We start from the raw sequence: 23,201 nt of genomic DNA, 5'->3' as shown, positions 1-23,201 counted from the left end.
GCGGCGGGAATAAACGCCCGCTGCGGGGTTCTATCCATGGATGGGCCCATCCTCACCTCTGCGAGCCGGAGACGTTAGCCAATGAAAAGAACGATGATTGTCGCGGGCACCCTTTTGCTGGGGGCCGGCGCCGTGATGGCGCAACAGGAGATTGCCGTCCAGCAGGACAATCTGATGCGCTCGATCGCCAAGAACCAGTATGGCGTCATCCAGAAGATGACGAAGGGCGAAATCCCCTTCGACCGGAAGGCTGCCGATCAGGCCATTGCCAGCATCGAGGCCGACGTCGCCAAGATCGCCAAGACCTTCGAGGTCAATCCCAAGCAGGACGTGGTGAACGCGACGTACGGTGCCTCGCAAAAGGTCTGGCAGAACAAGGCCGATTTCGACTCCAAGATTCCTCCGGTGCAGAAGGCGATCACCGACGCCAAAGGCAAGATCACCGACGTCGCGAGCTTGAAGGCGGCCTATACCGCGATCAATGATCGCTGCAACGATTGCCACGAGACCTATCGGGTGAAGTTGAAATAGCGGGTTACAGAGTCCCTTGCCCGGATGAGCGAAGCGATATCCGGGGGGGGGCCAGCCGAGTTGATAGTCTGTCCCGGATGTCGCTTCGCTCGTCCGGGCTACATACTGCATTGGAATTATGAAGGGCGGTTGCGATAGCGACCGCCCTTTTTCTGTGCGCAAGGTCTGACGGATCGCTGCCGGAGCAGCTATCTTCGAGCCAACGGCCGTGGCGTTGATGCGACGAGGCGCACCTCTTTCCCGACTGCCTCATTACATCAGGAGTTCCAACGCGCGGCGAAGACCCCAATCAACAGCGAGACAGGCCATGGCAAAACCGTTTCCGTCGAAGACCCACATCGGCAATCACATGCTGCACCCTGAAACGCTGATGCTGACCTATGGCTATGATCCGCAACTGTCGGAAGGCGCCATCAAGCCGCCGGTATTCCTGACCTCTACCTTCGTGTTTAGGACGGCCGATGACGGGCAGGACTTTTTCGATTTCGTCGCCGGTCGGCGCGAGCCGCCGGAAGGCATGGGTGCGGGTCTGGTCTATTCGCGCTTCAACCATCCCAACAGCGAGATCGTCGAGGACAGGCTCTCGATCTACGAGCGCACCGAGAGCTGCGCGCTGTTCTCGTCCGGCATGGCGGCCATCGCCACCACGATCCTGGCTTTCGTTCGCCCGGGCGACGTCATCCTGCACTCGCAGCCGCTCTATGGCGGGACGGAAACGCTGCTGACGAACACGCTGGCCCGCCTGTCGATCGGCGCCGTCGGCTTTGCCGACGGGATCGACGAAGCCGCCGTCAAGCAGGCCTCGGAGGAGGCCATGGCCAAGGGCCGCGTTTCGATGATCCTGATCGAGACCCCGGCCAACCCGACCAACGGCCTGGTCGATGTCGCCATGATCCGCCGCATCGCCGACGCTATCGGCAAGGCCCAGGGACACACGCCGATCATCGCCTGCGACAACACGCTGCTCGGACCGGTGTTTCAGCGGCCGATCGAGCACGGCGCCGACATTTCCCTCTACTCGCTCACGAAGTATGTCGGTGGTCATTCCGATCTGATCGCGGGCGCCGCGCTCGGCTCGAAGGCGCTGATGAAAGGCATCAAGGCGCTCCGGGGCGCCATCGGCACCCAGCTCGATCCGCATTCCTGCTGGATGATCAACCGCTCGCTCGAGACGCTGAGCCTGCGCATGGAAAAAGCCGATGCGAATGCGCGCCTCGTGGCGGATTATCTGCGTGATCACCCCAAGGTGGCCAAGGTCCACTATCTCGGTCATCACGAGGAGGCCTCGCCGGCCGGGCGTGTGTTCGCGCGGCAATGCCTGGGGGCGGGATCGACCTTCTCGTTCGACATCGTCGGCGGCAAGGATGCTGCGGTGAAATTCCTCAACGCGCTGCAGATCCTCAAGCTGGCGGTCAGCCTCGGCGGCACGGAATCGCTCGCCAGCCTGCCCGCGACCATGACCCATTCCGGCGTTCCCGCCGACATCCGCCGGAAAATCGGCGTGCTCGATTCCACGATCCGGCTGTCGATCGGCATCGAGAATCCCTCCGACCTGATTGCCGACCTCACGCAGGCGCTGAACGCGGCTTAAGGCGCGGCCGGAATCGAAAAGGCCGGACGCCCCTCCCGCGCCCGGCCTTCACGCAACGAAGCAGCGTCGCGGCTTACTTCGTCACCTGGCCGCGGATCTCGCCGCCCGGGTTCGCCGCGGTGTGGATGTTAATGTAGAGCTTGCCGCCGAGCAGATCGGCGGCCTGCGCGTCGGTGAGCGTCGCTTCGCCCTTGACGGGGCTCGCGGCCGCATTCGGGATCGCAACGGCCACGCCTGCGTTCTTGCCGGCCTCGGCCGGGCCGTGGAAATGCGCGGCGGTGGCGGGCCCGGAGAGCCCGGAATAGGTGACGGTCCACGACAGCTTCTTGCTGGCGGCATCATAGTCCAGATCGGCGGTTCCGGTGCCGCTGGTGGTCGTTGCCGGCACCTCGGACTTGCCGTCGAGCGTTGCTTTCAGCTTTTCGGCGCTGGCCGGGCCGGCAAAAGCAACGGCACCGAGCGCTAAGGCGGCAATGACGGTCTTGTTCATGACATTCTCCCTGCTGAGCCCGTTCGGGCTGCCAAACTTTCAACAGCCGGCGTTTCAGTTTATTCCCGTTTCCGGCCGGGGCTGGCTAAATTCTTCGTGGTTGGAGTTGCGACGGCATCAGTCTTAGGTTCGCGACGACGAGTGAATGGATCCGCATGTTGCAACGAACAATTCTCGTGGGGCTGCTCGCCGCGGTCACTGCTGCCGTGGTCTATTGGTGGCTCAGCGCGCCAGTGGTGGCGGCCGCGGGCAATGCGCCGGCCCACGTGGCAAACCTTGCCAACGGCGAGGCCATGTTCAACGCCGGGGGCTGCGCGTCCTGCCATGCCACTCCGGACCAGCCCGACCGTGTCAAGCTCGGTGGCGGCCTCGCGATCAAGTCGCCGTTCGGAACGTTCTACGCGCCGAACATCTCTCCCGATCCGAACGACGGCATCGGCAAATGGACCGACGCCGACTTCGTCAACGCGGTGATGCACGGGGTTTCGCCAGGCGGGCAGCATTATTTTCCTGCCTTTCCCTATACGTCCTATCAGCACGCAAGGCGCGAGGACGTGCTCGATCTCTTCGCCTATCTGAAGACGCTGCCGTCTGTTGCCGGCAAGGTGCGCGACCACGATGTCGGCTTTCCGTTCAACATCCGCCGCAACGTCGGCATCTGGAAATTCCTGTTTCTGAACGACAGGCCGCTCGTCGTCGACGGCACCAAGTCGCCGCAATTCAATCGCGGCGCCTATCTCGTCAACAGTTTTGGCCATTGCGCCGAATGCCACAGCCCGCGCAACGCGCTTGGCGGCATCATCTCGGGCGAGCGCTTTGCCGGCGGGCCCAATCCGGAAGGCGAGGGGTGGGTCCCCAACATCACCCAGAAGCGCCTCGGCGAGTGGAGCGCCAAGGATATCGCCGATTTGCTTAAGACCGGCGACTTGCCCGACGGCGACAGCGTCGGCGGCGCGATGAGGCGGGTGATCAAGAACACCTCGCAATTGTCAGACGCGGATATTGCGGCGATGGCGGACTATCTCAAATCGCTGCCGCCGGTCGACGGTCCGCCGCGGCCCAAGCGCAAGGAAGCTGGCTAGCTCAGCTGGCGCCGAACGCCTTGAAGGTGATGATGGTGAGGGTGTCCTGGATGCCCGGCAGCACCTGCACCTTCTCGTTGACGAAATGTCCGATATCGGTGTCCTTGTCGACGTAGAATTTCACCAGGAGGTCATATTGGCCGGCCGTGGAGTAGATCTCGGACGCGATCTCGGCTTCGGCAAGCGCATTGGCGACCGTATAGGACTGGCCGAGCTTGCATTTGATCTGGACGAAAAAAGGAACCATCGCGGGCACTCCGAAAGCGTATCTGGCGGCTAATAGGCCAAACCCGGCCCGATTTAGCAAGCGGACTTGCCGGCCGCCAGATGCCGGTCCCTCGTTTAGGAGGTCACCACGGCCGCGGCGAATGCATCTCTGAGCCGCTGCGCGAGCTCGACCTTGCGATAGGGCTTGGTCAGCACGATCGCCTGCGCATGCGCGTGGCCCTGCTCGACCAGGGTCTCCAGCGCGTAGCCCGAGGTAAACAGGACCGGCAGACCGGGACGAATCCGCCGCGCCTGGTCGGCGAGCTCCCAGCCGCTCATGCCGCCGGGCATCACGATGTCGGTGAACAGCATGTCGATACCGGGCTCGGTACGCAGCTGCTGCAAGGCCTCCTTGCCGTTGACCGCGGCAACGACGCGATATCCGAGAGCTTCCACCCTGCGAATGGCGGAGGAGCGAACGAACGGATCGTCCTCGGCGATCAGGATCGTCTCGTATCCTCGGGGCGCCGCGTCCTCGCCATCGGAAAGCTCGGCGTGCGATGGTCCGATGTCCGCGCGCGGCAAATAGATCCGGACCGTCGTCCCAAGGCCCGGCTCGCTGTAGATGGTGACATGGCCATTGGATTGCTTGGCGAAGCCATAGACCATGCTGAGGCCGAGGCCCGAGCCCTTGCCGACCTCCTTGGTGGTGAAGAACGGCTCGAACACGCGCCGGGTGACGTCCGGCGTCATGCCTTCGCCGTCGTCGGTGATCGAGATCAACACATAGCTGCCGGATGCGACTTCGGGGTGAAGGGCGCGATAGTCATCGTCGAGTGTCGTCAACTCCGTGCTCAGGGTCAGATGACCACCGGCCGGCATGGCATCCTGCGCATTGAGCGCAAGGTTGAGCACGGCGGATTCGAGCTGGGCCCGATCCGCGAAGGCCATGATCGTGCCGGGCCTGGAAGCCGTCCTGATCTCGATGTCCTCGCGCAAGGTGCGCTTGAGCAGCTTGAACATGGACTCGAGCAGGCCCCGGCAATCGATCGTCTGGGGCTGCAGCAACTGGCGGCGACTGAACGCGAGCAGGCGCTGCGTCAGCTCGGCGCCCCGCTCGCCCGACTGGCAGATGTCCTCGGAAAAGCGGCGCAGGTCGGGCCTCGCCTTGAGCTGCTCGCTCAGATGCTCGGCGTTGCCGATGATGACGGTGAGCAGGTTGTTGAAGTCGTGGGCGATGCCGCCGGAGAGCTGACCGACCGTCTCCATCTTCTGCGCCTGCTGGAGCTGCTGCTCGGTCAGCTTGCGCGCGGTCAGGTCGTGGACGATGCCGACGAAGATCAATTCGCCGTCCTGCCGGGTCCGGCCGACCGACACGTCCATCGGAAACGTCGAACCGTCCTTGCGCAGGCCGATGGCCTCGCCGGCGGTCGCGAAATGCCTTGCGTGGCTGTCGGGCGCGGTGCCCGCCTCGGGCATCAGCATCCTGACGTTCCGGCCCATGACCTCGTCGGCAGAGTAGCCGAACAAGCGCTCGCAGGCCGGATTGAACAGCAGAATATGGTCCTGCGCGTCGAGCAGGATGACCCCGTCGACCGCGGTCTCGACGATCGCGGTGAGGCGCGCCACGCTCTCGCGCATCGCGCGCTGGGCGTCGCTGACCTGCTTGAGCAGCAGCGTCGCGTCCCGGCTCTTGATCTCCTCCTCCTCGAGCGCGGCCTGGACCTGCCGCAGCTCGAACGGCGAGGGGATCGTCAGGATCTTCGGCAGCAGCGGCCAGAGCGCGCCCGCCGTGACCACGGATGCCACCGCGGTCGCCGCCTTGACCATGCCCTCGATGCCATAGACCGGGACCCAGAGCGTGTAGATCGACAGCACATGGGTGAGGCCGCACGCCATGATGAAGATCGCGAAGGCCCAATAGACCCAGCCGAACTTGAGGTCGCGCCGCTTGGTGACCAGGATCGCAAGGGCAAACGGAATCGAAAAATAGGCGGCGGCGATGCAGGCGTCGGACACGACGTGAAGCCAGATCAGCTCAGGCTCCCACAACAGGCAGATGCCGTGCGGCGACAGCATGGACGAGTCGAGGAGACGTTCAAAAAAGGCCCACATCATTCCCACCCCAAGATTCCGTTCCAGGCGGCTTGCGGGCCGGGAGCCCGCAACATGGGTGTCGCTGGACAGTTCCACTCTCACCTCGCGCTCTTCGGCGAAGCAGGTGAGGTTCGAGACTATACCAAGGGTCCGGCGCGGTTGCATTTTCAAGTCCGCACGATTGCGGGGCGAGCCGGCCCGCTGTTTGCCTGATTCGCAGGGAATGCACGGCGTCGCGAATCACTATCGGCCGCGGCTCGGCGCGCTTGCCGGTGTTCCACGGCCGCGCTAGGACAGGTCATGGCGGTGTCCTTATCCAGCAAAGGTGCCCGGCGATGACGACCCCGGTCGCACTCACCATCGCCGGCTCCGATTCGAGCGGCGGCGCCGGCATCCAGGCCGACCTGAAGACGTTTGCCGCGCTCGGCGTCTACGGCGCGTCCGTCATTACGGCCTTGACCGCGCAGAACACGCGCGGCGTCACCGGCATTCATGCGGTGCCGGCCGAGTTCGTCACCGCGCAGATCGATGCGGTGTTTTCCGATCTCGACATTGGCGCGGTGAAGATCGGCATGGTGGCCCAGGTCGCCAGTATCGATGCGATCGCGGCCGCGCTGTCGCGCTGGGCGCCGGGGCACGTCGTGCTCGATCCCGTGATGGTGGCGACCTCCGGCGACCGCCTGCTGGCATCCGAGGCCGTCGACGCGCTCCGCACAAAACTGATACCGCTGGCGTCGGTGATCACGCCCAATCTGCCGGAGGCCGCGGCTCTGCTCGACGAGCCGATCGCGGCAAGCGAGGCCGAGATCGAAACCCAGGGGCATCGCCTGCTGGCGCTCGGCTGCGGTGCGGTCCTGATCAAGGGCGGACACGGCGAGGGCGCCGAGAGCACCGACTATCTCGTCACGTCCGAAAGCACGATCGCGCTTGCGGCGCCGCGCGTTGCCACACGCAACACCCATGGCACCGGCTGCTCGCTGTCCTCGGCGGTCGCGGCGGGGCTCGCCAAGGGCGAAGGTCTGGAGCTTGCCGTGCGCAACTCCAAGACCTGGATCAGCGCGGCCATCGCAGCCGCTGACCGCTTCAGCGTCGGTCATGGCCACGGCCCGGTCCATCATTTCCACAAGTTCTACTGAGGCGGGCGGCCAGCGGGAGCGCAGGCGTTCGTCTGTTCAGCGCTGCTCGTGTGGGTAGTTCACCCTCCCCTGGAGGGGGAGGGTAGGATTGCTGCGGCGCCCCCTGCGGCGCCATGTCGCCTGATTGTCGCATGCGACTGATATTCGCGGAGAGGGCGAGGCAAGGCGTGATTCGTATCTGAAGGTGCCTCAAAAGTTCAATCGGTCATCCCCCTGTCACGGGACATTGTTACAGGCTGGCGCATGGGAAGTTACGATGTGAGTGACGAGAGCCCGGAGCGGCGCTTTCGCACGTTGTTCATCTCCGACGTTCATCTCGGAGCCCGCGGTTCTCAAGCCGATCTTCTGCTCGACTTCCTGCGCTACCATGATGCCGACACGATCTATCTGGTCGGCGACATCGTCGACGGCTGGGCGCTGAAATCGAGCTGGAACTGGCCGCAATCCCACAATGACCTCGTGCAGAAGCTGCTGCGCAAGGCGCGCAAGGGCGCCAAGGTCGTCTACATCCCCGGCAATCACGACGAGTTCCTGCGCAACTATTACGGCACGCATTTCGGCGGCATCGACGTCGTCGAGAACACCGTCCACACCGGCGTGGACGGCAAGCGTTATCTCGTCATCCACGGCGACATCTTCGATCTCGTGGTGCAGAACGCGCGCTGGCTCGCCCATCTCGGCGACAAGGCCTACGACTTCGCGATCCAGATGAATCGCTTCGTCAACTTCTTCCGCCGCCTGTTTGGCGTGCCCTATTGGTCGCTGTCGCAATGGGCCAAGCAGAAGGTCAAGAACGCCGTCAACTATATCGGCGCGTTCGAGCAGGCGCTCGCCGCCGAGGCGCGGCGCCACGACGCCGATGGCGTGATCTGCGGCCACATCCACTACGCCGTGATCCGCGACGAGGGCGGCATCCGCTACATGAATTGCGGCGACTGGGTCGAGAGCTGCACGGCCCTGGTCGAGCACGACGACGGCCATTTCGAGATCATCACCTGGGCGGATCATTTGCAGAAGCCGGCACAAGTCCCGCAGGTCGCAGCCAGAGCTGCATAACAGAGGCCGCCTGATGCGCATCCTGGTCGCGACCGACGCCTGGCACCCGCAAGTCAACGGTGTGGTTCGGACGCTGACCAAGCTCGCCGACGCCGGCAAAAGCCTCGGCGTCGAATTCACATTCCTGACGCCGCAATCGTTCCGCACCTTTGCGATGCCGAGCTATCGCGACGTGCGTCTGGCGATGCCGCGTCCGGCGCGCATTGCTAAGCTGATCGCGGAGGCGCGCCCCGACAGCATCCACATCGCGACCGAAGGGCCGATCGGCCTGATGGTCCGCCGCTACTGCCGCCAGCGCAGACTGCCGTTCACGACCAGCTTCCACACCCGCTTTCCCGAATATGTCCGCGCCCGCGTGCCGGTGCCGGGCTCGCTGATCTGGCGGGCGCTGCGCCGCTTCCACAGCGCCAGCCGCGCCGTGATGGCTGCAACGCCTGCGCTCGCCCGCGAGCTGACCGAGCGCGGCTTCGACAATGTCGTGCTGTGGCCGCGCGGCGTCGACACCCAGCTGTTCCACCCCCGCGCCATCGATCTCTGCCTGCCGGCGCCGGTGTTCCTGTCGGTCGGCCGCGTCGCCGTGGAGAAGAATCTCGAGGGCTTCCTCGACCTCGATCTGCCCGGCACCAAGGTCATCGTCGGCGACGGCCCCGCGCGCGCCTCGCTCGAAGAGGCCTATCCCGATGCGATCTTCCTCGGCGAGAAGCACGGCGAGGAACTGGCGGATATCTATGCGGCCGCCGACGTCTTCGTGTTTCCGAGCAAGACCGACACGTTCGGCCTGGTGCTGCTCGAAGCGCTCGCAAGCGGCCTGCCGGTGGCCGCTTTCCCGGTGAAGGGCCCCCGCGACGTCATCGGTGATGCCCCGGTCGGCGCGCTCGATCACGACTTGCGCAGCGCCTGCTTCGCGGCATTGGATATCTCTCGGCAGGACTGCGTCGCGTTCGCGGCCAATTACACCTGGGAAGCCTCGGCGAGGGCCTTTGTGGCCAGCATTGAGGCGGTAGGCGCGGTGCTGCCTGGCCGGAACGGCGCGGAACAGCCGCGCTTCGTGGCCTGACGAGGACAAATCCTCGCGCGGAGGTGTCTTGCCCGGGCCTCATCGGCCGCGATAACATTCGGCCATGACCGAACAGCTCCTCCCGATCGGCCCCGCCGATATCGACGCCGCAGCGCGCGTGATCGCGCCCTACGCCATCCGCACTCCGCTGTTGTCCTTTCCCGTGCTCAACGAGCGCGTCGGCGCGAAGGTGTTCTTGAAACCGGAGATGCTCCAGCGCACCGGCTCGTTCAAGTTCCGCGGCGCCTTCAACAAGGTGTTCTCGATCCCGCAGGACAAGCGCGCCGGCGGCGTCGTGGCGTTCTCCTCCGGCAACCACGCCCAGGGCGTGGCGGCCGCGGCAAAAATCCTCGACATGCAGGCGACCATCGTGATGCCCGCGGATGCGCCGTTGTCCAAGCGCGAGCGCACCAAATCCTATGGCGCCGAGGTCGTGCTCTATGATCGCGACAAGGACGACCGCGAGGCGATCTCGCGCGGCATCGCCGAAAAGCGCGGCGCGACGCTGGTGAGGCCCTATGACGATCCCTTCGTGATCGCGGGGCAGGGCACCGCCGGCCGCGAGATCGCGGAAGACTTGGCTGGCCTCGGCCTTAGCCCCGACATCGTGGTGGCACCGGCCTCCGGCGGCGGCCTGATCGCGGGCGTCGCGACCGCAGTGAAGGCGCGCTATCCGCAGGCCCAAATCGTGGTGGCCGAGCCCGAGGCGTTCGACGATCACGGCATTTCGCTGAGCGCCGGCCATCGCGAGCCGCATCCGCCAGCGGGCCGAACCATCTGCGACGCGTTGATGGCCCTGATCCCCGGCGAGATGACGTTCGCGATCAACAGCAAGCTGCTCGCGCGCGGCGTCACCGCGTCGGACAAGGAAGTCGGCGCCGCCGTCGCCTTCGCCTATCGCGAGCTGAAGCTCGTGGTGGAGCCGGGCGGTGCCGTCGGCCTCGCCGCGCTGCTGGCGGGCCGGCTCGATGTTGCCGGCAAGAACGTCGTGATCGTGCTCTCCGGCGGCAATGTCGACGCCGACCTGTTCGCCGAGCTGGTGGCCTAGCCGTCATTCCGGGCCTGCGCCTTTCGGCGCATCCCGGAATGACCACGTCTAAGGGTTTATGAAGAAGGGGCAGAGCGTTGCCGCTCTGCCCCTTTTTTGTGTTTGTCGATCTTGTGGATCGAACTAACCGCTTGCTCGGTACAACCTCTCCTGCTTGCGGGGGAGGTCGGCGCGAAGCGCCGGGCGGGGGCTCTTTCCTCTTGGGGATTGTCCCGTTGTGGAGAGATCCTCTCCCTAACCCTCCCCCGCAAGCGGGGGAGGGAGCGCACCTTCTCCTTGCCCAATCAGTGCATGAAGCCGCCGCGACGGTTGCCGCCGCCCATGCTCGGCGCCTGGTTCATCGACTGCCGGAAGTTGTTGTTGCTGTTGACCATGCGGCTCGGCATCGTGTTGAGCTGCGGGCGGTTGTTCTGGACGTTGTTCTGCACCTGCACCTTGTTCACCGGATTGTTGTTGGGCTTCACGATGCCGGTGTTGCCGTTGTTGACGCGGATCGGGTTGTTCTGTGTCTGAACGGGCTTCACGTCGACAGTCGAGCCGCCCTTGCCGACATTCACCGGCATGCTCACGATCTTGCCCGGCTTGCCATTGGCGTTGCCAGCGTCCGGCTTGTTGTTGGTCGCCGGCAGGGTGACGATCTTGCCGATGCCGCCATTGCTGGTGGTCGTGTTGGTCGGCGCAGGCAGGGTGACGATCTTGCCCGGGGTCTGTGACGGCGTGCCGTTCGGCTGGTTGTTGCCCGAGGGCAGGTTGCCGATCTGGCCACCATTTCCGAGCTTGCCGATGACATTGCCGTCGACCTGCTTCTGCACGACCGGCAGATTACCGTTGATCTGGCCGCCATTACCCTGCTGCAGCGGCATGTACTTCGGCTGGCCGAGATTGCCGATCTTGAAGGTCGGAGCAATGTTCTGCGGAGCCAGGAACTTGGTCGCCTGCATCAAGGGGATCTGCTTCGGCTGTATCTGCAGCTTCAGGGCCATTTGCGCATAGGGGCTGGTGCCGTAGCTGTCATAGAAGGTCTTGTAGGCAACCGGCGAATTCACGAGCACCGCCTTGTGCCAGGCCTGCGAGAGCAGGATGTTGTTGAGCAGCCAGCGGACGTGGTCGCACAGCGGGTCGTGCGGGTACATCCGGATGAACTCCTGATAATATTCCGGCCGGCCCTCCGACACGACATAGTCATAGGCCTGACGAGTCGAGCGGCTCGGCAGGTTGGAGGCCATCTGCACCACCGGTGCCCTGACCGGCGCGCGGTTGGCGGCAACCGCGGTGTCGCCGAAGAAGGTGAAGTCCGAGGTCAGCGAGGAGCTCTCCCACGGGATCTGCGCACCGCTGGTGGACTGGTTCACCTGCAGGCGAACGCGCTTGAACAGCTGCTCGATCGGCACGTTGGGTTCGCGTGCGACGTTCAGGAACGCCTGCGTGTAGGGGCTGTGACCGCCGGTGCCGTCGAGCGCTTCAGCGCCCGGTGCGGTCGAGTAACCGACGATCGAGCCGTTCGGCGCATCGACGATGGCAAGGCCGCGGCCGGCGTCATTGACATCAGGGAACGGGTTGTTGCGGCAGGCATCGAGGATGACGATACGCATGCGGCTCGGGATCGTCTCCAGCGTCGACATCACGTCGACCAGCCGCACCGAATTATTGACGAGCTCGGTCTGGCTCGACACCTTGGCGTCGACGGGAACGAGATAGTTCTCGCCGGCGAGCTGCACGCCGTGACCGGCGTAATAGACCATCGCCACTGTGTTCGGACCGCGCGCGGACACCTTGGCGGAGAAGTCCTGCACCACGCGGAGCATGTCGTTCTGGGTCAGGTCGGTCGCGGCAACCACCTCGAAGCCGGCCGAGTTCAAGAACTTCGCCATCGACTCGGCGTCATTGTCGGGATTGGCGAGCTGCGGCGCGTTCTTGTAGTTCGAATTGCCGATCACCAGCGCCACCCGCTGCTCCGGGCCCTGCAGCGCGGTGGGGGCCGGCTCGACCGGGGCAACTTGCGCGGAAACAGGGCCGCAAGCGAAGCCGAACAGGCTCCCCACGAGGCTTGCTGTCATCAGGAAAGGCTTTAGGCGGAACATGGCGTGCTCCTTTGGCACTGATCTCGATGCGAGATTGGTTGCGAGGGAGCCTCGCCGCGTTCGAGCTTGAGGTCCGTGATCCCCCTCACCATGGTGGCCTTGCGTGATCTGAATCACGCTCGGAACCTGCTATGGTTAGCGATCGATAATGGGAACTGCCGTCACATGCTGAAATCGATCGATCCGATCCTCACGCCCGACCTGCTCTGGCTGCTGGCCTCCATGGGCCACGGCGACGATCTCGTCGTCGTCGACGCCAACCACCCGGCCACGCACATCGCCCGCTCGACATCGTCGCAGCGCCTGATCCAGCTGCCGGGCATGACGATGGAGACGGCCGTTCGCGCCATCATGACGCTCTACCCGCTCGACGATTTCGATCCCGACCCGGTGCGGGTGATGGCGCCGGTCGACGATCCCGACCGCGTGCCCGACGTGCAGGGTGCCGTGCTGGCTGAGATCGAGCGCGCGGTCGGACGCGCCGTTATTCCCGGCAAGTTCTCGCGGGCGGATTTTTATCGCGCGGCCGCGGCGGGGTTTGGTGTCGTGCAGGTCGGCGACAGCAGGGGGTACGGCTGCTTCCTGATCAGGAAGGGCGTGATCAGCTAGCCGGATTGGCGCATCAGCGCCGAGGGCCAGCCAATCCGGACGAGAAGGCCATCGGGGCCGTTGATGCCGACTTCATACATGCCCCATTCGCGGTGGCGCAGCACGCCGCCGGGCCGGATGATGAGATCGTCCACGCGCGCGGCAATGGCCTCGACCTCGGGCGTGCGAATGAAAATGCCAAAGGGATTGTGCTCCGGCACGCGCCACGGGCCATCGCCGGCTTGCGTGAGATGCACCTCGCATCCCCAGCCGCTCATGATGACATAGCCGGCATCGCCGCCGATGCGCGCAAAGCCGAGCCGTTCCCAGAATGGAATTGCGGCGGGAAGATCGTCGCTGGGAACGATCGCAAAGGCGCCGACGCGCGGGCTCTCAGGCATTCGGTCACTCCGGCACATGCAAGCGGTCCGCGCCGCGTTCACGCTACGCGTTGCGAGCTGAGCTTATCGAGAGTGGCCGCTCGGCAGAAGCGGCGAAACGTCCCGCACTCGAATTTGAATGGCGCGGCGGGAACTGACTGTCTATGGTTTCTCCATGTCCCGCTTTATGTGTCTGTCTGTTGCCATCATCCTCTCGCTGCTGCCGACTGTGGCGCCCGCTGAGCCCCTTCAAAAGCGTCCCAAGCCCGTCTGGAAGGGCTACGGCTTCCTGCCGGGCTATCGTCAGCCGCTGAGCAATAGCATTCCGCTCTACAAGCAGAAGGACGCGATGCGTCGGCTCGCGCGCAACGACCGCCGCCACTGGTACATCGATCCGGTTCCGCAATATTATCGCTGGGACGGCGAGTGGCACTATTTCGGCCGCCCCGGTTTCAACGGCGGCCGCTACAACGGCGGCAGTTTTGGCCCGTGCTGGACGCGCACGCCGATCGGGGCGGTGTGGAATTGCGGATGATAGGGCGCGCGACGGCTAGGGAAAGCTGCGGACGACCTCGATCGGTCCGACGATCGCTGCATTGAAGGCATCGAGGTTTTCGGCCGGAATCCAGTATTCCAGATGCGACCGTCCGCCAGCTTCCTGCACGTCATACTTCGCGATGAAGTCGCGCTTGACCGCAAAGCGCGTCACGAAGCCGGAGCCGCTCGCCGGGACATTCCAGTCGCGCGCGATCTTGATGGCGTAGTCTTCCGTCAGCACCGGATAGAAGATCGGCTGGTCCGGCAGGCGCGGCGGAAACGCGCGCATGCCGGATTGCTGGATCAGTTCCAGTTCTTTCGGGCCGACGGGGCGCCAGAGGGTGAGGGTGTCTTCGGCCACGGACATCTGTTGAGAGGACTAGGTTCAAGCTCGTACATACACCTACGGCCAGACGGGGCAACAGCACTTGGCAGCCCGGCCACGAGATTGAGCCGCGAGCACCCGTCCATCACCGTCACCCTGAGGCGCTCGCCTCTTCGGCGAGCCTCGAAGGGCGACGCCCGGCTGCATCGGGGCCGCGCATCCTTCGAGGCTCCCCGCACGATGCTGAGCATCGTGCGTCTCGCGCCTCAGGATGACGGAGTTGGCAGTCTCGCTGTCGCTTCGTTGCTCGCAATGACGCGGAGAGAGCGCTCCCCTTTACGAGAAGAACGCGATCTTCTCGGCCTGGGTCATGCGGCGGATCGGCGCGAGCGGGTCGTTGGCGGGCGCGCGGGGTTTTTGCAGGATGCCGCTGGCGAGGATGGTGGCGCCGAGCGAGGGCTCGGGGAGCGGCGTGGGCATCGGAAGCGTTGCGGCCGGTGCTGCGGCGAGCGATGCGGTGGCTGCCATCGCCGGGGCCTGCTGCTCCATCACTTCGGCGGCGGCCTCCGCGATGGCTTCGGTGAGGCGCGCGAGCGAGTCCATTGCGATCGGCGCGTCGGCGGCGGGCTCTTCCACCATGGGAGCGACGACAGGCTGAGGCGCGATCGGTTCCGGAAGCTCCGCAGCAATGGGCCCTGCAGCCTCCGCCACCATCGGCTCCGGAACGGCCGCTTCCATCTCGACCGGCGCGATGATCTCGTCGAACTCCGGATCGGGCGCGGCCATCTCCAGCGCGATGGCCTCGAGCACGGCGTCGTCCTCGGCTTGCGCGGCCGCGTCGAGCGCGAACGCGTCAGCGGCTTCCGCGAAGGCGGCGGTGTCCGTGGCCGGCTCTTCCAACGGGACGGCTTCGGGCGCGACGTCTTCTGGCGCGACTTGGTCGAGCGCTGTGCTCTCGACGGCGATCTGGCTCTCGGCCGCAATCTCCGGCGCGACGGCCGCGTCCAGTGCCTGTTCCGCCTCGGCGAACGCTTCGCCGGCGACGGTCGCTTCGGGCTCGGCAGCCGCTGCGAGATCCTGAGGCGGCTCCGTAAAAGCCACGGATGCTTCGCTCGCCATCGCCGCGGGCGCGGCGGGCGGAGCGTCGGCGGCGGATGATGGCGCCTGCTGCATCGGAGCCGACGTGGACGGCGCCGCCTGCGGCGATGCGCCGCCGTCGGTCTGCTCCACCCGATCCCTCAAGAGATCGAATGCGGCTTTGAGCTCGACGCGGGGGTCGATGGTCGAAATCTGTCCGCAGGCGGCCTCGATCGAGGCGAGCTGCGAATCAATGAGGTCGCAGATTCGTCCGTCGGCGCCGATCTCGCGCCAGCGCCAGGAGATCTCCTTGATGATGCGCACGCCGCGCGGGATCGCGGCGAGGCTCGTCTCGATCGCGGCGGGGTCGACGGCGGCGATGGCGATCGTCTCGGCCTCGCGGATCGCGCGGCGAATCTCGACCAGCGCTTCGGGCAGGCGGTCTTCGACGACGGGTTGTCGCTGCGCCGCAAGGGTTTCTTCGATTTTCGCGACCGCGTCGAGCACCATGCGCGTGTCGGCATTGCGGTTGCGCTTGGCGTATTCGCCGAGGAACCAGCGGCCGCGCGCCGTCTCCATGAAGGCTTCGCGGATCGCGTCGTAATCCTGCTCGTTCGGCTCGGCCGCGCGGGCAGACATGGGCGAAAGGGCGAATGCTTCGTTGGCCATTGCGATCTCGTCGCGCAAATCACCGCGCGTTACAGTAACGATCACCACGATATCGTCCGAATCGCAATTGGTTTGATGGCACCCGAATCACAAATCCCCACGCCAGCATCCGCGAAACGGCGATTCGCCGTCAGCCTCGCCCTGTTCTATTCGGCCGTCTTCGCGGTCTCGGGCACGCATCTGCCGTTCTTCCCGGTATGGCTGAAGGCGATCGGCGTCGACGCGGCCTGGATCGGGCTCATCAACGCGCTGCCGGCGATCACGCGCTTCACCACGCTGCCGCAAGTGACCGCCTTCGCCGAAAAGCGACATGCCATTCGCGCCGGCATGATGGTGTCGGTGCTGGCGACCGCGATTGGCTTCACCGCGGTCGGCTTGCAGCAGCAGCCGCTGGCGCTGTTCCTGATCTACGCGCTGACCTGCATGATGTGGACGCCGACGATGCCGCTGACCGATGCCTACGCGTTGCGCGGCGTCGCCCGTTACGGGCTCGACTACGGACCCTTGCGGCTGTGGGGCTCGGCGGCCTTCGCCGCCGGCTCGCTCGCCTGCGGCTATCTCGTCGACCACATCGCCGCGCGCGACCTGATCTGGGTCATCGTCGCATGGGCCGTCGTTGCGGTCGCAGCCGGCCTGCTGCTTCAGCCGCTCGACGATGTCAGGCGCAAGACGACCGAGAGACATGCCGGCAAGGCGCTGCTGCGCGATGCCGGCTTCTGGGCCGTCATCGTCTCGGCTGCGCTGATTCAGGGCAGCCACGTCGCCTACTACACCTTCTCCGCCATCAACTGGCAGCTCCATGGGATCAGTGGGCTGACGATCGCGGGCCTGTGGACGCTGGGCGTGATCGCGGAGATCGTGGTATTCGCGCTGTCGCCGCGCTTCTCGCTGCATCCGTCCACCATGATCGCGATTGGAGGGCTCAGCGCCGTGCTGCGCTGGATCGTCACCGCGAGCGAGCCGCCGCTCGCGCTGCTCGCGATCGTCCAGCTCGGCCACGGTCTCAGCTTCGGCATGACCATCGTCGGCACGATGAATCTGCTGGTGCAGCGCGTGCCCTCGCATCAGATCGCGCGAGGGCAGGGCTATTACGCCGCGTGCAACGGGCTTCTGGGCGCTGCGACCTCGATCGCGTCAGGCGCGATCTACGCCCGTATCGGCGATGGTCTGTATTATGTGATGGCCGCGATGGCGGCGGCCGGCGCGCTTCTGATCTGGTCGGCGCGGCACCGGCTCAAGCCTCAGCCCCAGAGCGAGGCATCCGGCGGATAGACCAGGCTGTCGTCGTAACGCAGGCCGTGATCGCGGTCGCGCGCCAGCAGCAAGGGGCCATCGAGATCGACGAAGCGCGCCTGCGGCGTCACCAGCATCGCGGGGGCCATCGACAGCGAGGTTGCGACCATGCAGCCGATCATGATTTCGAAGCCGAGCGCCTGCGCGGCGTCCGCCATCGCAAGGGCCTCGGTGAGGCCGCCGGTCTTGTCGAGCTTGATGTTCACGGCGTCGTAGCGGTCGCGCAAGGGGGCAAGCGAGGAGCGGTCATGCACGCTCTCGTCGGCGCAAACCGCGAGCGGGCGCTTGATCCGCGCCAGTGCCTCGTCTTTGCCCGCGGGCAGTGGCTGCTCAACCAGGGTGACGCCGGCGGCATCGCAGGCGGCGAGATTGTGCGCCAGATTGGCCTCGGTCCAGGCCTCGTTGGCATCAACGATCAGCTCGGATTCGGGAGCGGCCTTGCGTACCGCTGCGATCCGCTCCGGATCGCCGTCGCCGCCGAGCTTGATCTTGAGCAGCGGCCGGTGCGCCGCCTTGGCGGTGGCGGCCGCCATGGCCACGGGGGTCCCTAACGAGATCGTGTACGCCGTAGTGCGCTCGCCCGGCACCGGGCGGTCGAGTAGGTTCCAGGCCCGCTGGCCCGCCGCCTTGGCCTCCAGGTCGATCAGGGCGCAGTCCAGGGCATTGCGAGCCGCACCGGGCGCCATGGCGGCCTGGAGGGCTTGCCGCGTCAGCCCGTCCGCCAAGGCCTGCTGCATGGCCTGGATCGCCGCCAGCGTCGCCTCGGGCGTCTCGCCATAGCGGGGATAGGGCACGCACTCGCCGCGGCCGGTCAGCCCGTCCCGGCCGACCTCCGCCACGACCGTTACGGCCTCGGTCTTGGCCCCCCGGCTGATGGTAAAGCTGCCCGCGATCGGGAAGCGCTCGATTCGCGCCGCCAGGGAAGCAAATTTCATGGAAGTCATTTTGAACTCTGGCGAAATCTGAACCTGCTAGTTACCTCTAGCAACTAACATTAACCACTTGGGGATACCTTCTCTGGGTAAGGGCGCGTGCGCAACTATCTGATTTTCTCCGCCCCGGCACGGGAGCGGACATCTTGAGCAGCGATCCGAAGCTGGAGCGGATTGCCAAGGGCAACGCGCTGGCACTCTGCGCCACCGGGACATGGACCGCGAGCTTCGCGCCGGTCCTGGAGCGCATGGTGGCCGACGCCGAGAAGCTCGCCGGCGGCCCGCAAAGCATCTTCATCGACGTCTCCGAGGTCGCCAAGCTCGACACGTTCGGCGCCTGGCTGATCGAGCGGCTGCGCCGCAGCCTGACGAAAGGGACCGTCGAGGCGCAGATCGCGGGTCTCTCCGCCAATTATTCCAGCCTCGTGGACGAGGTGCGGCGGGTCAGGGCGACGGCCGTGGTCGACGGCGGCACGGTGACCATCACGGGCATGCTGGAGCAGATCGGCCGGACCGTGGCCGGCATCGGCGGCACGGTCGCAGGCCTCGTCGACATGCTCGGCGCCGTGCTCACGGCATGGTTTCGCGTCCTGATCCATCCGCGCTCGTTCCGCCTGACCTCGACCGTGCATCACATGGAGCAGGTCTGCTGGCGCGCGGTGCCGATCATCGTGCTGATCACCTTCCTGATCGGATGCATCATCGCCCAACAAGGCATCTTCCATTTCCGAAGGTTCGGCGCCGACATCTTCGTGGTCGACATGCTGGGCGTGCTGGTGCTGCGCGAGATCGGCGTGCTCCTGGTCGCGATCATGGTCGCGGGCCGCTCGGGCAGCGCCTACACCGCCGAGCTCGGCTCGATGAAGATGCGCGAGGAGATCGACGCGCTGCGCACCATGGGGTTCGACCCGATCGAGGTGCTGGTGCTGCCGCGCATGATGGCGCTGGTGCTGGCGCTGCCGATCCTGGCTTTCCTCGGCGCGATGGCCGCGCTCTATGGCGGCGGTCTCGTTGCCTGGCTCTATGGTGGGGTCGAGCCCGAAGCCTTCCTGCTGCGCTTGCGCGACGCTATCTCGATCGACCATTTCATCGTCGGCATCGTCAAGGCGCCGGTCATGGCCGCCGTGATCGGCATCGTCGCCTGCGTCGAGGGCCTTGCCGTGCAGGGCAGCGCGGAATCGCTGGGCCAGCACACCACGGCCTCGGTGGTGAAGGGCATCTTCTTCGTCATCGTCATGGACGGCGTGTTCGCCATCTTCTTCGCCTCGATCGGGATGTGACGATGGCAAAAGAAGCTCAAAGCGAGATCCAAAATCCGATCATCCGCGTGCGCGACATCACCGTGCAGTTCGGCTCAACACGCGTGCTCGACGGCCTTAACCTCGACGTCAAGCGCGGCGAGATCTTGGGCTTCGTCGGTCCTTCCGGTGCCGGCAAGTCGGTGCTGACGCGCACCATCATCGGTCTCGTGCCGAAGGTTGCGGGCTCCATCGAGGTGTTCGGCGTCGATCTGGACTCCTCGAGCACCTCGCAGCGCCGGAACGTGGAGCGGCGCTGGGGCGTCTTGTTTCAGCAGGGCGCGCTGTTCTCCTCGCTGACCGTGCGGCAGAACATCCAGTTTCCGATGCGCGAATATCTTCGGGTCTCGCAGCGGCTGATGGACGAGATCACCATGGCCAAGCTGACCATGGTCGGCCTCAAGCCCGAGGTCGCCGAGCGCTTCCCGTCCGAGCTCTCCGGCGGCATGATCAAGCGCGTGGCGCTGGCGCGCGCGCTGTCGCTCGATCCGGATCTCGTCTTCCTCGACGAGCCGACCTCGGGCCTCGATCCGATCGGCGCCGGCGATTTCGACGAGCTGGTCAGGACGCTCCAGCGCACTTTGGGGCTGACCGTTTTCATGGTAACCCACGACCTCGACAGCCTTTACACAGCGTGTGACCGCATCGCCGTTTTAGGGAACGGTAAGATCATAGCGGCAGGGTCGATCGCCGACATGCAGGCCTCGCAGCATCCCTGGCTGAGGCAATATTTCCATGGCAAGCGCGCCCGCGCGGTCATGGGTTGAGTGGCTGGGTTGAATAGCTGTGATGAGTAGCCGGAGCACCTGATGGAAACGCGGGCAAACTACGTCTTGATCGGGTCGTTCACGCTGGCGGTGATCGCCGCGGCGATCGGCTTCGTGCTCTGGTTCCAGTCGCTTCACACCACCAAGCAGCGCAGTCCCCTGCGCGTTGTGTTCGAGGGCCCGGCGGCGGGCCTGCGCAACGGCGGGAGTGTCAATTTCAACGGTATCAGGGTGGGCGAGGTGGTCTCGGTGAAGCTCGACAACCCGCGGCGGGTTGTCGCACTCGCCATGATCGAGAACAACGCCCCGATCCGCAAGGACACGCTGGTCGGCCTCGAATTCCAGGGTCTCACCGGCGTCGCCGCCATCTCGCTCAAGGGCGGCGACGAGGCCGCGGCCCCGCCGCCGCTCGACCAGGACGGCATCCCGACGCTGACGGCCGACCCCAACAAGCTCCAGGACGTCACCGAGGCGATCCGCGGCACGCTGCAGAACATCAACAAGATCGTCGCCGACAATCAGGAATCGGTGAAGAACTCGCTGAAGAATCTGGAGACCTTCACCAACTCGCTCGCGCGCAATTCCGAGAAGATCGACGGCGTGATGGCCAAGGTGGACGGCGTCATGCTCAAGGCCGACAACCTCATGCTCGGACTCAACACGCTCGCCGGCGGCAAGGACGGCGGCGAGCTGTTCCAGGCGGTGAAGTCGATCCGCGAGCTCGCCGACGATTTCGACAAGCGCTCCGGCGCGTTGATGAGCGACGGCCGTCGTACCCTCGGTGACATCAGCCGCGCCGTGAACAATTTCGACCGCAACCCCACCCGCGTGCTGTTCGGCGCCAGCAACTCATCGCAGCCCGCCCCGCCGCCCGAGCCGCCGAGGCCGGCCCCCACCGCGAGCGGCAGGCGCTAGGCGAGCGCAAGTTCGCGCACTTCGTCATCGTAGGTCTCGTGTCCCGGACGCGCTGCAACCTGCGCTTCGTTCCTCGCAATGACGGCTTGCGGAGACCATCGCGGCCTTCTTCACCCCGCGCGATACGAAAGTATGGGGGTCCAGCCGAGCCAAGGTAGGGGGAGGGGTAGGCCGGTATTGTCCGCTATATCGCGCTCAAGGCGTGCCCACGACAAGGCGCGTCGACTTCACTCACAGGGGAGGAGAGAGCGCGTGGTACGCCTGCTGCTGTTGTTGCCGTTCATCGGCCTGATGATCGTGCCGTTCTACAATATCAGGGAGCCGCATCTGTTTGGCTTCCCGTTCTTCTACTGGTATCAGCTCGCCTGGGTGCCGCTGACCTCGCTGCTCACCTACATCGTCTACAGGAGCGTGCGCCGTGCTGACTAATGTCGATAGCGCGGCGTTCGCCGTATTCCTCGCACTATTCATTCTCGTCACCGGCATGGGCTTCGTCGCCTCGCGCTGGCGCAAGCCGGAGACGCTCGCCCATCTCGACGAGTGGGGCCTTGGCGGCCGCAAGTTCGGGACCTGGATCACCTGGTTCCTGGTCGGCGGCGACTTCTACACCGCCTACACCGTGATCGCCGTTCCTGCGCTGGTCTACGCGGTCGGCGCCTACGGCTTCTTCGCGCTGCCTTACACCATCATCGTCTATCCGTTCGTGTTCGCGGTGATGCCGGTGCTGTGGAAGGTCGCCAAGGAGCGCGGCTACGTCACCGCGGGCGACGTGGTGCGCGGCGCCTACGGATCGCGCGGGCTCGAGCTTGCGGTCGCGGCCACCGGCGTGCTGGCGACGATGCCTTACATCGCGCTCCAGCTGATCGGCATGGAGGTGGCGATCAAGGCGCTCGGCCTGCACGGCGAGGTGCCACTCGTTCTCGCCTTCCTGGTGCTGGCGCTCTACACTTATTCGTCGGGCCTGCGCGCGCCGGCGCTGATCGCCTTCGTCAAGGACATCATGATCTACATCGTGGTGATCGCCGCGATTGCGATCGTGCCCTCGAAGCTTGGCGGCTACGGAGCGATCTTCACCGCGGCGGATGCGGCATTCGCAGCGAAAGGCGCAGGCGGCATCCTGCTGTCCCCGGCGCAGATCGTGCCCTATGCCTCGCTGGCGCTGGGCTCGGCGCTCGCCGCCTTCATGTATCCGCACACGCTGACCGGCATCTTCGCGTCCTCGGGCGGCAACACCATCCGCAAGAATGCGATGATGCTGCCGGCCTACACGCTGCTGCTCGGCCTGCTTGCGCTGCTCGGTTACATGGGCCATGCGGCGGGCCTCAAGCTCGCCAGCAACAACGACGTCGTGCCCGAGCTGTTCAAGACGCTGTTCCCGAGCTGGTTTGCGGGCTTTGCCTTCGCCGCGATTGCGATCGGAGCGCTGGTGCCGGCCGCCGTCATGAGCATCGGCGCCGCCAATCTGTTCACCCGCAACTTCTGGAAGGTGTGGGTCGATCCGAAGGTGACGCCGGCAGGTGAGGCGAAGGTCGCCAAGATCACCTCCATGCTGGTGAAGGTCGGCGCGCTGCTTGCCATCCTCCTGATGCCGACGCAGTTCGCGCTCGACCTGCAACTGCTCGGGGGCCTCTGGATCCTGCAGACGCTGCCGGCGCTGGTGTTCGGTCTCTATCTGAACTGGTTCTCGAGCCCGGCACTGCTGGCTGGCTGGGCCGTCGGCCTGGCAGGCGGATCGTGGCTCGCCTGGTCGGACGGATTGAAGCCGCTGCACAGCATCGACTTCGGCGCCGGGAAGGTCGCGATCTACACCGGTCTGTTGGCGCTCGCGCTCAACATCGTGGTGGCCGTCGTGGTCAACCTGGCGCTCAAGCGCATGCCGCAGCAACGGCTGTCCCGCGAGGCGGCCTGAGCGATTGCGGGCGGCGGCCGGGGAAATCCCTTCGGCCGCCGCTTGTCTGCGGACTGAAACGGCCTTCCATGCGATTGAAAACGCTCTAGTATCCGCCCGCGCCCGGCCGCTCGTCGCGAGCGCATCAGACTGTTT

Annotated in this window: 23 protein-coding genes; 15 read left to right on the top strand and 8 right to left on the bottom strand. The window is 65.4% G+C overall.

What is annotated here, in order from left to right:
* The first annotated feature begins 81 nt into the window (after positions 1-81).
* Positions 82-531: a cytochrome c gene (locus GGD66_RS07135; protein WP_092261107.1), complete on the top strand. Its 450-nt coding sequence runs from the start codon at positions 82-84 to the stop codon at positions 529-531.
* Positions 532-838: 307 nt separating this feature from the next.
* The gene (locus GGD66_RS07130; protein WP_092261109.1) at positions 839-2,122 is read left to right on the top strand and encodes a cystathionine gamma-synthase family protein; all 1,284 of its coding nucleotides are present in this window, start codon (positions 839-841) and stop codon (positions 2,120-2,122) included.
* Between the two features lie 73 nt (positions 2,123-2,195).
* On the opposite strand, the gene GGD66_RS07125 is transcribed toward GGD66_RS07130, so the two are convergent.
* Entirely contained in the window at positions 2,196-2,612 is a 417-nt protein-coding gene (locus GGD66_RS07125; RefSeq protein WP_018317371.1) for a CHRD domain-containing protein, read from the bottom strand.
* 155 nt (positions 2,613-2,767) lie between these two features.
* Here GGD66_RS07125 and GGD66_RS07120 point away from each other — a divergent pair, with 155 nt between their 5' ends.
* Positions 2,768-3,694, top strand: a complete 927-nt coding sequence (locus GGD66_RS07120) for a c-type cytochrome (RefSeq protein ID WP_183257223.1) — start codon at positions 2,768-2,770, stop codon at positions 3,692-3,694.
* A gap of 1 nt (position 3,695) precedes the next feature.
* On the opposite strand, the gene GGD66_RS07115 is transcribed toward GGD66_RS07120, so the two are convergent.
* Together GGD66_RS07115 and GGD66_RS07110 are read right to left on the bottom strand one after the other, a co-directional pair.
* Complete coding sequence (locus GGD66_RS07115) at positions 3,696-3,941, bottom strand: Lrp/AsnC family transcriptional regulator (protein WP_018317369.1); 246 nt, start codon at positions 3,939-3,941, stop codon at positions 3,696-3,698.
* 95 nt (positions 3,942-4,036) lie between these two features.
* Entirely contained in the window at positions 4,037-5,980 is a 1,944-nt protein-coding gene (locus GGD66_RS07110; protein ID WP_246788783.1) for a PAS domain S-box protein, read from the bottom strand.
* A gap of 353 nt (positions 5,981-6,333) precedes the next feature.
* On the opposite strand from GGD66_RS07110, the gene thiD reads away from it, so the two are divergent.
* The 4 genes from thiD (at position 6,334) to GGD66_RS07090 (ending at position 10,295) form a co-directional block, all read left to right on the top strand.
* A complete protein-coding gene (thiD, locus tag GGD66_RS07105; RefSeq protein ID WP_183230188.1) occupies positions 6,334-7,134 on the top strand; it encodes a bifunctional hydroxymethylpyrimidine kinase/phosphomethylpyrimidine kinase in 801 nt (266 codons plus the stop codon).
* Between the two features lie 243 nt (positions 7,135-7,377).
* Positions 7,378-8,190: a UDP-2,3-diacylglucosamine diphosphatase gene (locus GGD66_RS07100; RefSeq protein ID WP_018317366.1), complete on the top strand. Its 813-nt coding sequence runs from the start codon at positions 7,378-7,380 to the stop codon at positions 8,188-8,190.
* Positions 8,191-8,203: 13 nt separating this feature from the next.
* Positions 8,204-9,247 carry a glycosyltransferase family 1 protein gene (locus GGD66_RS07095; RefSeq protein WP_018317365.1) on the top strand — a complete coding sequence of 348 codons (1,044 nt, stop codon included), beginning with the start codon at positions 8,204-8,206 and terminating at the stop codon, positions 9,245-9,247.
* A 64-nt stretch (positions 9,248-9,311) separates the two neighbouring features.
* Positions 9,312-10,295 (top strand): threonine/serine dehydratase, encoded by a 984-nt coding sequence (locus tag GGD66_RS07090; RefSeq protein ID WP_183257221.1) that lies wholly within the window; start codon positions 9,312-9,314, stop codon positions 10,293-10,295.
* Positions 10,296-10,579: 284 nt separating this feature from the next.
* Here the strand turns inward: GGD66_RS07090 and GGD66_RS07085 are convergent, their stop codons facing one another.
* On the bottom strand, positions 10,580-12,376 hold the full coding sequence (locus tag GGD66_RS07085) for a caspase family protein (protein ID WP_183257220.1): 1,797 nt from the start codon (positions 12,374-12,376) through the stop codon (positions 10,580-10,582).
* A 165-nt stretch (positions 12,377-12,541) separates the two neighbouring features.
* On the opposite strand from GGD66_RS07085, the gene GGD66_RS07080 reads away from it, so the two are divergent.
* Positions 12,542-12,985, top strand: a complete 444-nt coding sequence (locus tag GGD66_RS07080) for an RbsD/FucU family protein (RefSeq protein WP_183257219.1) — start codon at positions 12,542-12,544, stop codon at positions 12,983-12,985.
* On the opposite strand, the gene GGD66_RS07075 is transcribed toward GGD66_RS07080, so the two are convergent.
* Positions 12,982-13,365: a glyoxalase gene (locus GGD66_RS07075; protein ID WP_183257218.1), complete on the bottom strand. Its 384-nt coding sequence runs from the start codon at positions 13,363-13,365 to the stop codon at positions 12,982-12,984. The two genes, GGD66_RS07080 and GGD66_RS07075, sit on opposite strands and share 4 nt — an antisense overlap.
* Before the next feature lie 118 nt (positions 13,366-13,483).
* On the opposite strand from GGD66_RS07075, the gene GGD66_RS07070 reads away from it, so the two are divergent.
* The gene (locus GGD66_RS07070) at positions 13,484-13,879 is read left to right on the top strand and encodes a hypothetical protein (RefSeq protein ID WP_246788782.1); all 396 of its coding nucleotides are present in this window, start codon (positions 13,484-13,486) and stop codon (positions 13,877-13,879) included.
* A 15-nt stretch (positions 13,880-13,894) separates the two neighbouring features.
* On the opposite strand, the gene GGD66_RS07065 is transcribed toward GGD66_RS07070, so the two are convergent.
* Positions 13,895-14,248 (bottom strand): ADP-ribosylation/crystallin J1, encoded by a 354-nt coding sequence (locus tag GGD66_RS07065; protein ID WP_183230180.1) that lies wholly within the window; start codon positions 14,246-14,248, stop codon positions 13,895-13,897.
* 294 nt (positions 14,249-14,542) lie between these two features.
* On the bottom strand, positions 14,543-15,952 hold the full coding sequence (locus GGD66_RS07060) for a hypothetical protein (protein WP_183257217.1): 1,410 nt from the start codon (positions 15,950-15,952) through the stop codon (positions 14,543-14,545).
* A gap of 75 nt (positions 15,953-16,027) precedes the next feature.
* Between GGD66_RS07060 and GGD66_RS07055 the strand changes: the two genes are divergently transcribed.
* Complete coding sequence (locus tag GGD66_RS07055; protein WP_183257216.1) at positions 16,028-17,224, top strand: major facilitator superfamily domain-containing protein 6; 1,197 nt, start codon at positions 16,028-16,030, stop codon at positions 17,222-17,224.
* Here GGD66_RS07055 and dgcA read toward each other — a convergent pair.
* Positions 17,194-18,189, bottom strand: coding sequence for an N-acetyl-D-Glu racemase DgcA (dgcA, locus tag GGD66_RS07050; RefSeq protein ID WP_183257215.1), 996 nt, complete (start codon positions 18,187-18,189; stop codon positions 17,194-17,196). The two genes, GGD66_RS07055 and dgcA, sit on opposite strands and share 31 nt — an antisense overlap.
* 134 nt (positions 18,190-18,323) lie before the next feature.
* On the opposite strand from dgcA, the gene GGD66_RS07045 reads away from it, so the two are divergent.
* The 5 genes from GGD66_RS07045 (at position 18,324) to mctP (ending at position 23,066) form a co-directional block, all read left to right on the top strand.
* The gene (locus GGD66_RS07045; protein ID WP_183230176.1) at positions 18,324-19,457 is read left to right on the top strand and encodes an ABC transporter permease; all 1,134 of its coding nucleotides are present in this window, start codon (positions 18,324-18,326) and stop codon (positions 19,455-19,457) included.
* Between the two features lie 2 nt (positions 19,458-19,459).
* On the top strand, positions 19,460-20,242 hold the full coding sequence (locus GGD66_RS07040; RefSeq protein WP_179737741.1) for an ABC transporter ATP-binding protein: 783 nt from the start codon (positions 19,460-19,462) through the stop codon (positions 20,240-20,242).
* Between the two features lie 42 nt (positions 20,243-20,284).
* Positions 20,285-21,157, top strand: coding sequence for an MlaD family protein (locus GGD66_RS07035; RefSeq protein WP_018317354.1), 873 nt, complete (start codon positions 20,285-20,287; stop codon positions 21,155-21,157).
* Between the two features lie 252 nt (positions 21,158-21,409).
* Entirely contained in the window at positions 21,410-21,586 is a 177-nt protein-coding gene (locus GGD66_RS07030) for a DUF3311 domain-containing protein (RefSeq protein ID WP_018317353.1), read from the top strand.
* Positions 21,576-23,066 (top strand): monocarboxylate uptake permease MctP, encoded by a 1,491-nt coding sequence (mctP, locus tag GGD66_RS07025; protein WP_018317352.1) that lies wholly within the window; start codon positions 21,576-21,578, stop codon positions 23,064-23,066. Before GGD66_RS07030 ends, mctP begins: the two co-directional genes overlap by 11 nt.
* Positions 23,067-23,201 lie beyond the last annotated feature (135 nt).

Origin of the sequence: Bradyrhizobium sp. CIR48 (assembly GCF_014198315.1) — a bacterium.
Lineage (GTDB): Bacteria > Pseudomonadota > Alphaproteobacteria > Rhizobiales > Xanthobacteraceae > Bradyrhizobium.
This window is presented reverse-complemented; position numbering and strand designations above follow the sequence as displayed.

Bases quoted from the DNA above. Each gene is read 5' to 3' on its own strand.
- GGD66_RS07070 (WP_246788782.1), top strand. From the start codon at position 13,484: ATGGCGCGGCGGGAACTGACTGTCTATGGTTTCTCCATGTCCCGCTTT.
- GGD66_RS07095 (WP_018317365.1), top strand. From the start codon at position 8,204: ATGCGCATCCTGGTCGCGACCGACGCCTGGCACCCGCAAGTCAACGGT.
- GGD66_RS07090 (WP_183257221.1), top strand. From the start codon at position 9,312: ATGACCGAACAGCTCCTCCCGATCGGCCCCGCCGATATCGACGCCGCA.
- GGD66_RS07100 (WP_018317366.1), top strand. From the start codon at position 7,378: ATGGGAAGTTACGATGTGAGTGACGAGAGCCCGGAGCGGCGCTTTCGC.
- GGD66_RS07035 (WP_018317354.1), top strand. From the start codon at position 20,285: ATGGAAACGCGGGCAAACTACGTCTTGATCGGGTCGTTCACGCTGGCG.
- GGD66_RS07115 (WP_018317369.1), bottom strand. From the start codon at position 3,941: ATGGTTCCTTTTTTCGTCCAGATCAAATGCAAGCTCGGCCAGTCCTAT.
- GGD66_RS07120 (WP_183257223.1), top strand. From the start codon at position 2,768: ATGTTGCAACGAACAATTCTCGTGGGGCTGCTCGCCGCGGTCACTGCT.
- GGD66_RS07060 (WP_183257217.1), bottom strand. From the start codon at position 15,952: ATGGCCAACGAAGCATTCGCCCTTTCGCCCATGTCTGCCCGCGCGGCC.
- GGD66_RS07135 (WP_092261107.1), top strand. From the start codon at position 82: ATGAAAAGAACGATGATTGTCGCGGGCACCCTTTTGCTGGGGGCCGGC.
- GGD66_RS07130 (WP_092261109.1), top strand. From the start codon at position 839: ATGGCAAAACCGTTTCCGTCGAAGACCCACATCGGCAATCACATGCTG.
- GGD66_RS07110 (WP_246788783.1), bottom strand. From the start codon at position 5,980: ATGCTGTCGCCGCACGGCATCTGCCTGTTGTGGGAGCCTGAGCTGATC.
- dgcA (WP_183257215.1), bottom strand. From the start codon at position 18,189: ATGACTTCCATGAAATTTGCTTCCCTGGCGGCGCGAATCGAGCGCTTC.
- GGD66_RS07125 (WP_018317371.1), bottom strand. From the start codon at position 2,612: ATGAACAAGACCGTCATTGCCGCCTTAGCGCTCGGTGCCGTTGCTTTT.
- GGD66_RS07040 (WP_179737741.1), top strand. From the start codon at position 19,460: ATGGCAAAAGAAGCTCAAAGCGAGATCCAAAATCCGATCATCCGCGTG.
- thiD (WP_183230188.1), top strand. From the start codon at position 6,334: ATGACGACCCCGGTCGCACTCACCATCGCCGGCTCCGATTCGAGCGGC.
- GGD66_RS07065 (WP_183230180.1), bottom strand. From the start codon at position 14,248: ATGTCCGTGGCCGAAGACACCCTCACCCTCTGGCGCCCCGTCGGCCCG.
- GGD66_RS07055 (WP_183257216.1), top strand. From the start codon at position 16,028: ATGGCACCCGAATCACAAATCCCCACGCCAGCATCCGCGAAACGGCGA.
- GGD66_RS07080 (WP_183257219.1), top strand. From the start codon at position 12,542: ATGCTGAAATCGATCGATCCGATCCTCACGCCCGACCTGCTCTGGCTG.
- GGD66_RS07085 (WP_183257220.1), bottom strand. From the start codon at position 12,376: ATGTTCCGCCTAAAGCCTTTCCTGATGACAGCAAGCCTCGTGGGGAGC.
- GGD66_RS07075 (WP_183257218.1), bottom strand. From the start codon at position 13,365: ATGCCTGAGAGCCCGCGCGTCGGCGCCTTTGCGATCGTTCCCAGCGAC.